Here is an 11,056-nt window from a genome sequence, read left to right as displayed (position 1 = left end):
TAAATTATGATACACCTATGTTATACTTTAAAAAACTAAGGAATACTTAATGCAATATGTCTGGCTCCTGTGCAAAATACTAAATGAATTTTATTATTAATTTTACTATTTCAAATAAGATGATAATATAAGATAAGCTCCGTATTCAAATCTTTCGTCAGCAGCTTCAAATTTTATTTTTATTTCTGTTTCATCTGAATTGGAAGCTCCGTAATAAATACTTGATACATGTATATATACATTAGCTTTATTGTATGAATCATGAAGTAAATAATAATTAACAAATCCTCCGTCGCCGTCATCTTTTTCTAAACCTAATTTTGATACAGCTCCTCTTATTGATCCTACTGTAGTTTTTGAAGGAATTTTTTCAATTAACTCATCTTTTGTTTCTAATGAAAGCTGATTGAAAGGCTGAACTATATCATAATCGGAAAGCTGATCTCTCCATTTTTCTATTAAAGATTTTTCAATTTCTATTGGGCTTACTAAAGTTATAAGGGCATCATTTTCTATTTGTATTTCTTCATCTTCAGAATTATTGAAAGAACCGTCTTCCATATATCTGAAAGTTTCTATTAATTTATTGTCTTTGTCATATACTCCCCATATAAGCTTAACAGCGAATGCCTTCATTAAAGGATTCTCAAAAAATATTTCTTTCCATTCTGTTAAAGTCCATTTCCTAGCGTCCATAAATACTAATTGTAAACGCTCTGTTTGAAGTTTTAATACCTTATTTATTTCGCTTTTTAGTTTTGATAATTCTTTTTTTGGAATCTCCGGAAAATCTTTAGGTAATGTTTTGTATTCTTTATTTTTTATTTCATCAAATATTGATATAGTAAAATCTGATTTCAATGTTATTTTGAATTTTTTACCTTCGCTTTCTATTATTCTAATTCCGTCTTTATTAAAATCAAAGTCAGGTATAATTCTATCTGCAAATGCTTCTTTTGTGATTTGAAGTCTTCTAGTTATATCATTCAAAATTCCAGAACATGTATTTCTTACACTTGTTTGTTTGAATTTTCTTGATGCTTCATATACAAAAGCTAAAGCCTTTTTATTGGCACTTAATGCAAGAGCTTCAAGCATAAAGCATGCCAATTTAGCCCTATTGCTTGCAATGTCTTTAGCCTTATTATAAACTCTTTCAAGCTGAATACTGTTTCCAAATATGCAGTAAGGATAAAGTATTCCTTTTGTTTTATTGTCGCAATTCCAAATATTATATATATCCTCTAATGCTTTATCAAAACTTTCTGTATCTAAAGCATTACCTATTAAATCAGCATTTCTCAATCTGTAAGCTTCTTTTATATCTAAGTATTCACCTATAATATATCTAATTACTTTAGCATCTGCATAATTAGTTTTATCTTTAATAAGTACATTAGATATTATCGAATCATCTATAAACGAAGTAGTTTTATCAAATTTTTTATTATAATTTTTTTCTACAAAGGCATTAATTTCTTCTACGGTCATGATAATGAAGTCCTTTTATTTTATTGATAATATTATAATGAAATGATTTTTAATTCAATTTATATATTTTGTATAGAATTTATTTAATGTATACTTAAAAGATTTCAGTATATACTGAAAATTTTTAAGTTTGTCATTTTTTTATTCAACTTTTTCCCGCCGCAAAAAGTTGCAAAAAGTGCAAGGATAGAATTAGTACTAAATCATACTAAAATTGTTTTACATGTAATATAAACTATTAATTTAAGCTAAAATATAGCCCTTTTGCTTCTTTGGGGCACCAAAAGAAGTGGGGTGCGGGGCAAAGCCCTGCAGATATTTAAAATTTAAAAAAATTATTTTTTACAAAATATAATTGTTTAGGTATATACAAACAAGTAGGGTAGCTCAATAAGAATAAAAAAATTAAGCTATGATACTTAAATATAAAAATGATAAAATATAGCTGTTTACTATTTACCTAAAATTATAAAGAATTTTCATCAACTTCAGTAGCTTGTAAACGTGTTTTTAATTTATCTATCATATTGCCTTCTACTGCACGCTGAAACTGTATAGCAACATCTTTATTCTTTGTGAATTTTGGTATGGCTTTCGATATTAAATCATTTATACGTTTATCAGTTTGAGTCATATCATATATATGAGCAGGCAATGCTACTATTAAAGTTGCTCCTTTACTTTCTATAGGGTTTCCTTGAGATAATAAAGAATATATAGTAGGGCTTTCTGTTTCTATATATGAAAGTATTTTATTGTAGAATATACGTCTTTTATCTGTAGGATTTAAAGGCACATCTGTGTGAGGCTTATCTGATGTATTAGGTACTTGAGTATTAACTGTATTAGCAGCAGGAGCATTTTCAAATCCATAATCATCGCTGGCTTGAGAAACTGCCTGCATATTAATTATATCAACAGGACGTATCAAATTATCAGTATTAAGAAGTAATAACATACGCATTTCAAATATAGTTCTAGGATTTGAGGCATTTCTTATTCTTTCTTCTACTAATAATATATAATCAAGTATTCTTTCTATTTCATCATCATTGTAATGATTGGCAAAAGTTTTTAAATCATCTCTTTCATTTTCAGTTATTTCTAATAGCTTTATATCATCAATGCCGCTTTTTATCATAAGAACAACACGCATATATTCTATTATACTGTTTATAAAAGTTCTTGGATCAACTGCTTCTTCAAATAATTTTTTTACGAATTCAAAATAAGTTTTTTTATCTCCGGACATTATAATATCAAAAAACTCTTTAACAAAAGAAAAATTATTTCCGCCTACAACAGCATTAACATCAGCACTTGTTATGTACTTTTTATCTGTAGTGTATGCTATCATTTTCTCAAGTATAGTTTCACTGTCGCGTACTGAACCTCTGGCCTGTTTAGCTATTAAGAAAATTGCTTCTTCATCATATTTAATATTTTCTTTATCAAGTATGCCTTTTAATATTTTCTCTAAATCTTCTATGCCTAAAGATTTAAAAGTATATTGCTGACAGCGGCTTCTTATAGTAGGAAGTACTCTGTCTGCTTCAGTAGTAGCAAGTATAAAAACAACATGTGCTGGAGGCTCTTCCAAAGTTTTAAGCAAAGCATTAAAAGCCTCATTAGTTATCTGATGCACCTCGTCTATGATATATACTTTATATTTTCCGGCAACCGGAGATATTCTTACATTTTCAATAATGGTTCTTATATTTTCTATACCTCTGTTGCTTGCACCGTCGATTTCTATAACATCAAGAGGAGTACCATTTTCTATTTGAGTACAAGAAGGACAAACTCCGCAAGGCTTATCAGTAGGGCCATTAACACAGTTTAGGGCTTTAGCTATAATTCTAGCAAGAGAGGTTTTACCAACTCCATGAGCACCTGAAAAAAGATATGCATGTGCTATCTTCTTTTGAGCTATACTTTTTGATATTGTCTTTGTGATATGTTCCTGACCTATAACTTCTTCAAAAGTTTGAGGACGGTATTTTCTTGCAATTACTTTATAGTTTTCAGCCATATTTACAATGTTCCATTTAAATTATTTTTTGTATTATTTTAAGCTATTTTAACAGACTATATTTATTTGTCAATTTAAGTGTTTATTAAAAAATTGATTAAATAATCATTATTCCCGTTCTTTTATTATAACTTCTTCTATGGTGTCTCCAGCCTGTTTATTTATTGCTTTCCTTATATCTTTTCTTATACCTATTATATGACAAGGAGTTTGCATTTTCACAAGTATACCGTTATATTCAAATCCGTTAAAATAGGCAGTCACTTTAACACGCCCTTTCCCAAACTTACATCATAAGGAAATTCTATATAAGCAGCGTCCATATCAGGTACTTTCTTTATTACTGCATTAAATTTATATTCTTTGTTGTTTATCATAAAATAATTATTTATGTTCAAACCATTTGCATTCAGTTATTTCCATATTGCTAAATACTGCTTTGAAAGATGAATTTTCAGGACTGCATGCATATATTCCAAATGGTATTTCATCATCAGCTTTAAATAAATGAAATATTCTCATTTGTTTGAAAGTTTTTCCGTCTTCGCTGTACTCAATTAAAAAATCGCTTTCCCTTCTGCTTAATCTGTAATACATTTCTTTTATAGAAGCTGATATATCTTGAGTAGCCCAATCAGAATAACCATTATTTGTAACTACACTTCCTAAACGCTGATAATTTTCATTCTCATATTCTATAGAAGCCTTAAACCAATTTTCACTGTCTATGTAAATGGCAACTCCGCATTGATCGAAACGATGCTTACTTTCAAATACAGTCTTTACTATAAATGAAAAATATTTTTCTTTAGTCTTTGTTTGAAGTACTGGAGCATTGTCATTTCTAAAACCGTAATATGTTCTCTGCCATAAATCTGTATTAGGTTCTGTATATATTTCTATTTTTTTATCATCTATTAATATATCTTTTGGCTTTCTAATCCAATATAATTCTTCTTCTAAAAAATATTTATTCATAAAAACTCTCTAAATAAAAATAATTTTAACAAACTTACTTTATTTGTCAATTTAAGTGTTTATTAAAAAATTGATTAAATAATCATTATTCCCGTTCTTTTATTATAATTTCTATAGTATAAAATTATACTTCTAATATATAAATTTTATATTATTATATTATAATATTATAAATATAATATAAAATAGGAGAAACTTATGAAAGTTACTTTTGAATGGAACACTGATATGGAAGAGGCAAAAAAGATGGCTTGTATTCTTGCCATTTTTGAAAACTCAGATGGATCAAAAGGTATTGGGTACACAATGTGGGATCCTGATGATAAATGTTGGTTATCACATGATTGTACACCTATTGAACTTTCAAAACCAATTGCTTGGATTCTTGATGAAGCCTTATTTCCTAAAGAGCTTGAGTGAAAATATATACTTCAATTCCAAATGCTGGAAACTTTAATATAGTGCCTTCTATATCATAGATATTAATAGCTGTAAATGTAATAAATTTCTTATAAAGGAATTTATAAAAACAAATACTGGTATTGGGGCAAGAATTTTGAGTAGGTTCTAGTACTCCATTGTGTTTATATATGTGGTTATTAACTTTCAAAGAAAAATCTTAAAAAAGATGATAACATTTTTCTATTTTTTATCATCAATCAATATATCTTTCTGCTTTCTAATCCAATATAATTCTTCTTCTAAAAAATATTTATTCATAAAAACTTTATAAATGAAAATAATTTTAACAAAGTTGCTGTATTAGTCAATTTTTATACAATTATAGAATATAAAAAGTAATAGATTATATAATTTACTTATATTAAATATATCACAAAAAATAGATATTTATATGTAAAATATAATTTGGTAATGTGTTTTTATATAAAATAATATACATGCTTTGTTGAATATAATGTTTATAATATTATTTTTTTTCATCACTTTAATAATAAATATAAAATATTTTTTGTTTTTTTAGTATTGACTAAAGTTGATAAATTTAATATAATACTTATCATGGTTATTTATGTTCACAATCGACAATCGACAATCGACAATCGACAATCGACAATCGACAATCGACAATCGACAATCGACAATCTTTTTTTTATAAAAAAATTTATGCCTTCTTTCTAAAGGGAGTGTTATCTGATGAATAATGAATATAATGAAATGTATAATAATATATTAAATAATTATGATGAGTACCTCAAAATAGTTGATATTTGTCATAATTTAGCAGTAATAAGAATTAATAATCTTATTAAAACTTTTGGCGGATACAATTTTGAAAACGAATGTTTTTATAAAGAAATAAAGAATGATAAAGTTTCTTATGCAATTGATATATATTGCGATAAGATTGACAGTTCATCTTTAATAATACATTCTAGCAAGGGATATGATGATTTGGAAAGAATTTTGAAGAAAGAAGAATGTATTCATGGATTTACAAAATCTGAAGATGAAGATACAATATATAGAAAATTTGCCTTTCCAAAAGATGAAAAGAAACTTTTGTATATAACAGAAAAAATTATTAATATACTTCAAAAAGAAGTTGGTTAATTTTTTGAAAATATACTATCTATTTTATATATAACTGTATATAGTGTATTCAAATATTATATTTACTACATGAAACATGTACACTATATTAAAATATTGTTCTAATTTACATATTTTTAATCAATAATCAAAAGCGTCCTCATCTATATCCATGTAATTTCCGGCATAATTAGCTTTTTCTTTTATAAGCATTAATTTTTTAGGAATCTCCATTAAGAATGATGATGGTATTTGTTCCATTATTCCGCTGCTTACTCTGCGTTTTTTTGAATAAGTTAAATAAAGTTTTCTTTTTGCTCTTGTAATGCCTACATAACAGAGTCTCCTTTCCTCGTCAATTCCGCCTTCTTCTTCAAGTGAGAAATAATGAGGGAAAACTCCTTGTTCCATTCCTGTGATAAATACAACATCAAATTCAAGACCTTTAGCATTATGTATTGTCATAAGTGTTATAGAATCTTCTTTTTCATCATTGGTATTTATATCTCTGTATAATGTATTTTCTTCCAAGAATGTTATTAATGTGGCATCAGCTTCCATTGATTTATAATCATAAAATCCTCTGAAAAGTTCTCTTATATTTTCTTCCGCTGTTATAACTCTGTCATTGCCTTCGCTTTTAAATATTGAAAAATAATCAATTTCTTTTAAAAATTCAAAAAAGATATTTTCTATATTTATTCCTTCTTCATTGATAATATCTTCTTTTATTTTCAAAGCATATTCATTTATTATATACTTGTATGCTTTGATATTATTTATTGCTTTCTTGCTTAAATCAGAATCTTCAAGTATATCAATGGCATTGAATAAAGTTAATTTTCTTGAGTTGGCAAATGTTTCAAAGTTGGCTATAGTTTTTTCTCCTATTGCTCTTGGAGGAGTATTAATAGTTCTCCTTACGCTGAAATTATCTCCGAAGCCTGTCATCAATCTTAAAAATGAAATTGAATCTTTAATTTCAATTCTTTCAAAAAATCCAACTCCTCCTATTATCTTATAGCTTATAGAATGAAGTCTTAATTCCTTTTCATAAGCTCTTGATTGGCTGTTTGTTCTAAATAATATAACTATATCTTTTGCTTCAAATCCATGATCAAATAAAGATTCTATTTCATTAACTACGCTTCTTGCTTCTTCTAAATCGCTGTAGCAAATCCAATTTTCTATTTTAAACTCATTAGGTTTATTTGAAAATACATTTTTTTCATGTCTGTTTGTATTATTTTTTATAACGCTTAAAGCGGCGGCAACTACATCTTTAGGACATCTGTAATTTTCTTCAAGGCGTACAATTTTTGTATTTGGATAATCTTTTTCAAAATCAAGTATATTTAAAACATTAGCACCTCTGAATGCATATATACTTTGATCATCATCGCCCACAACTGTTAAATCATTTTCTGCATCCTGCGTTAATAACTTTATTAATTTATACTGCTGAGGATTGGTGTCTTGAAACTCATCTACCAAAATATATTTAAATCTATTTCTATAATAATTTAAAACCGTTTTTTCCTGTTCAAATAATTTTATTGTATTTAATATAAGATCGTCAAAGTCCATTACATTTTCATTAATCTCATATTCTGTATATTTTTTATAAACATTTTCAAATATATCTCTGTCAAATGTAATACCGTCTTCCATTTCATTTTTTACATCTGATATAAATTTTCTCATTGATTTTTGAGTAATATTTTTTGGTACTTTTTCATCTTTCATTATTTTTTTTATTACTGACAATTTATCGCCTTCATCTAAAATAAGGAAGTTAGATTTATATCCTATGCGATGTGCATTTTCTTTTAAAATTCTTAAGCATGCAGAGTGAAAAGTTCTTATGAATAATCTGCTTGGTTTTATATCTGGAAGCAAGTCGCAAACTCTTTGCTTCATTTCATTTGCTGCCTTATTTGTAAATGTTACAGCTAATATATTTTCCGGAGCTACTTCAAGTTCATTGATAAGATAAGCTATTTTTCTTGTGATTACTAGAGTTTTACCGCTTCCCGCACCGGCTAGCAAAAGCAATGGTGTTCCTGTATGTAGAATTCCTTCCTTTTGAACTTCGCTTACATTTTGAAGTATATCCATAATTAAAACCTTTATAATTAATATTTGAGAAAGTATTATATTGTATATTTATTTATATGCAAGTTTTATAGAAAAATAAAACTAGGGCGAGGTACTAGCCGTACGGGCTTGCTGAACGGTAATGCTTTTTCTTACAGAAAGTACAATGTACGTTCGGGATAATGCATTTTAGTTCAAACATATTTTAAATTTAATAAACGCTTGGGCGGTGCTTTAATTTCTAATAAAGCAATAAAGAAATTTAAATTATGATTTAAAAATATACTATAAATAATAAAGGGCGGGTACTAGCCGTACGGGCTTGCCGAACGGTAATGCTTTTTCTTACAGAAAGTACAATGTACGTTCGGGATAATGCATTTTAGTTCAAACATATTTTAAATTTAATAAACGCTTGGGCGGTGCTTTAATTTCTAATAAAGCAATAAAGAAATTTAAATTATGATTTAAAAATATACTATAAATAATAAAGGGCGGGTACTAGCCGTACGGGCTTGCCGAACGGTAATGCTTTTTCTTACAGAAAGTACAATGTACGTTCGGGATAATGCATTTTAGTTCAAACATATTTTAAATTTAATAAACGCTTGGGCGGTGCTTTAATTTCTAATAAAGCAATAAAAAAATTTAAATTATGATTTAAAATATACTATAAAGAATAAAGGGAGGGGAATGTAATAAAAGTTTTAAAGCTTAAATTACATTTGCCCACCCTCTAAGTTTATAATTTAAATCTGCAATATAATTTTTTATTTCTTTACCACTTAATTAGAATTTATTAGAACCCACCCAAACGTTATTGAATTTGATAATCTGTTCACCGCACGCAGAATAAATTTAAATATAAAATAAAATTAGAATTTAAATTTTATTATAAAATAAAGTATTATTAACCGTGCGTTAAATAGACTTCTATTATATCAATCCTTTATATCTACATTATAATCTTTCAAAGTATCAAGTATTAAAAGCATTGAGATTTCATCTTGATTTGTTAAATCGTATTTATCTATATTGATTATGTTTTTTATAGCATTCTGACTTCTTCCAGATATAAATAAAACATCATCATTTTTTAAAGCAGGCATTATTCTGCTTAATGAGTTTACATTCCAGAAAATTATTCTAGGAAGTTTATAATTATTTTTATTAAATAGTTCTTTCCAATATTCAAAATTAGTTTTATTTCGCATTTCGCATTGATTAAACTCCATATCAGAAATTATTATTATATATTTAGGAAGTTCTTCCTGCGGTACATGATTTTTTACAGCAGTACCAAGTAAGGCTTTAAATACTGAATCTATATTTGTACTCATGTCAATAGATGATCTTAAAACATAATTAACTACATCAACAATATTATTTATATTTGATATATCATGCATTTTAGAATTACCGCAGAAATCTATAAAGTGATTATGAAATGCAGAATTATTTAATTGTGCTATATATATTCCCAAAGCCACAGAACATATTAAAGGCTCACCATTCAAAGCCATTCCCATACTTCCAGATACATCACATGCCACTATTGCATTTAAATTATTATCTCCAAAAATGTTTGGAAGATTTTTCCAAGTTAAATTAAATTCTTCTCTTCTAGTTTTTTTCTCTTCTTCAGCACAGTCTAAAATCTCTCTTATAACATCAAATGGAGTTAATACGCTTGTATTTAATTTTACTTTTCCTGACTTTACATCTTCAAAAAATTGTTTGTATCTTTCTTCATCATTTCTAATAAATGCTTTTGAGTATTTTCTCATAGCAAGCGAAGGAACTAAAGAATAATTAAATGTATAATCTTTTTCTCTTAAATTATTTTCTATTATTTTTATTTTCTTCCTTAAAGCAGATAAAGTTTTTCTGTATTCTTTACTCTCCATATTTAAAAGTTTTATTAATTCTCTTGCAATATTTCTTGTGTTTTTTGATGAAGTATTTTCGCTAGGAAGCCATTTAGCAAGAAGCGAAACATTATCAGTAGTTTTATCTTTTTCTAATTGCTCTAATATTATATTTTTTGTAAACTCAGAAATATTTTTATTTTCTCTATTCTCATACCATATATAAATAATATCGTCCCATCTTCCAAGCTCTGGTATAGTTTTAAGAATTTCTATTGCAGTGAGAGTATGATTTTGTTTAATCATAATATTAATATATTTTCTAAAAACTTCCCTCTCACCAATGCCATTTCTTATATCTCTTAAATACATTATAGATTTAGCTGTAAGTTCAGGACTTTCTCTCCAAGCATCTATAAAATATTTTAACAATTCATCATCTTCTTTAAATCTGCTTGCTCCCATAGTGGCAAATAAATCTATTACACTGCTTAATGATGAAATATTAGTATCAGCGAAATTCTGTGTATAAGTTTTATTAAAAGAATTTTTAAGCAAATCTAAAAAAGACATAAAATAATTCTCCTATAATAAAAAATATTCTATGCCTATAATTAAATAAGCATAGAATTAAAAAACTAGACACGATATACACCATTAAAAATGGCTAAAGGAGTTGAACCTTCTTACTTACCAGAAAATAAATTGCTGTTCGTGTCTAAAAAAATATTATTTCAAAATAAACACTAGACACGATATACCATTAAAAAATGGCTGAAGGGAGTCAAACCTTCTATAAAATGGAGACTTTATTAAATTGTTGTTCGTGTCTAAAATTATTATTGCAAAACAAAAAACTAGATTCCATTTAATCCAGACTGTGGCTTAAATATATTGCTGTTGGAATCTGTTTTTAATTATATTACTGATTATTAATTTTGTCAATATTTTAAATGTAAATGTTATTGTTTAAGAGCCATAGATATTGCACACTTTTATTTTAAAAAAAGAAGGTATTCCTTATAATTTAAATTACTAG

8 protein-coding genes are annotated in these 11,056 nt (G+C 26.8%); 2 read left to right on the top strand and 6 right to left on the bottom strand.

Going from position 1 to position 11,056, the window contains the following annotated elements:
* Window positions 1-105: 105 nt before the first annotated feature.
* The 4 genes from Q0K52_RS13585 to Q0K52_RS13570 all read right to left on the bottom strand — a co-directional run bounded on the left by Q0K52_RS13585 (window position 106) and on the right by Q0K52_RS13570 (window position 4,501).
* Complete coding sequence (locus tag Q0K52_RS13585) at window positions 106-1,491, bottom strand: DUF4132 domain-containing protein (protein WP_297300350.1); 1,386 nt, start codon at window positions 1,489-1,491, stop codon at window positions 106-108.
* Between the two features lie 466 nt (window positions 1,492-1,957).
* On the bottom strand, window positions 1,958-3,523 hold the full coding sequence (dnaX, locus tag Q0K52_RS13580; RefSeq protein ID WP_297300349.1) for a DNA polymerase III subunit gamma/tau: 1,566 nt from the start codon (window positions 3,521-3,523) through the stop codon (window positions 1,958-1,960).
* Window positions 3,524-3,631: 108 nt separating this feature from the next.
* Window positions 3,632-3,787, bottom strand: a complete 156-nt coding sequence (locus Q0K52_RS13575) for a DUF1905 domain-containing protein (protein WP_297300347.1) — start codon at window positions 3,785-3,787, stop codon at window positions 3,632-3,634.
* Between the two features lie 120 nt (window positions 3,788-3,907).
* Window positions 3,908-4,501: a DUF1349 domain-containing protein gene (locus tag Q0K52_RS13570; protein ID WP_297300345.1), complete on the bottom strand. Its 594-nt coding sequence runs from the start codon at window positions 4,499-4,501 to the stop codon at window positions 3,908-3,910.
* Window positions 4,502-4,699: 198 nt separating this feature from the next.
* Between Q0K52_RS13570 and Q0K52_RS13565 the strand changes: the two genes are divergently transcribed.
* Complete coding sequence (locus Q0K52_RS13565) at window positions 4,700-4,921, top strand: hypothetical protein (RefSeq protein WP_297300343.1); 222 nt, start codon at window positions 4,700-4,702, stop codon at window positions 4,919-4,921.
* Window positions 4,922-5,656: 735 nt separating this feature from the next.
* The gene (locus Q0K52_RS13560; RefSeq protein WP_297300341.1) at window positions 5,657-6,073 is read left to right on the top strand and encodes a hypothetical protein; all 417 of its coding nucleotides are present in this window, start codon (window positions 5,657-5,659) and stop codon (window positions 6,071-6,073) included.
* 120 nt (window positions 6,074-6,193) lie between these two features.
* On the opposite strand, the gene Q0K52_RS13555 is transcribed toward Q0K52_RS13560, so the two are convergent.
* Together Q0K52_RS13555 and Q0K52_RS13550 are read right to left on the bottom strand one after the other, a co-directional pair.
* Window positions 6,194-8,170 (bottom strand): ATP-dependent helicase, encoded by a 1,977-nt coding sequence (locus tag Q0K52_RS13555; RefSeq protein WP_297300338.1) that lies wholly within the window; start codon window positions 8,168-8,170, stop codon window positions 6,194-6,196.
* 920 nt (window positions 8,171-9,090) lie between these two features.
* Window positions 9,091-10,590, bottom strand: coding sequence for a DUF2828 family protein (locus tag Q0K52_RS13550; RefSeq protein ID WP_297300336.1), 1,500 nt, complete (start codon window positions 10,588-10,590; stop codon window positions 9,091-9,093).
* Window positions 10,591-11,056 lie beyond the last annotated feature (466 nt).

This window comes from uncultured Brachyspira sp. (assembly GCF_944390845.1).
Classification (GTDB): Bacteria; Spirochaetota; Brachyspiria; order Brachyspirales; family Brachyspiraceae; genus Brachyspira; species Brachyspira pulli.
This window is presented reverse-complemented; position numbering and strand designations above follow the sequence as displayed.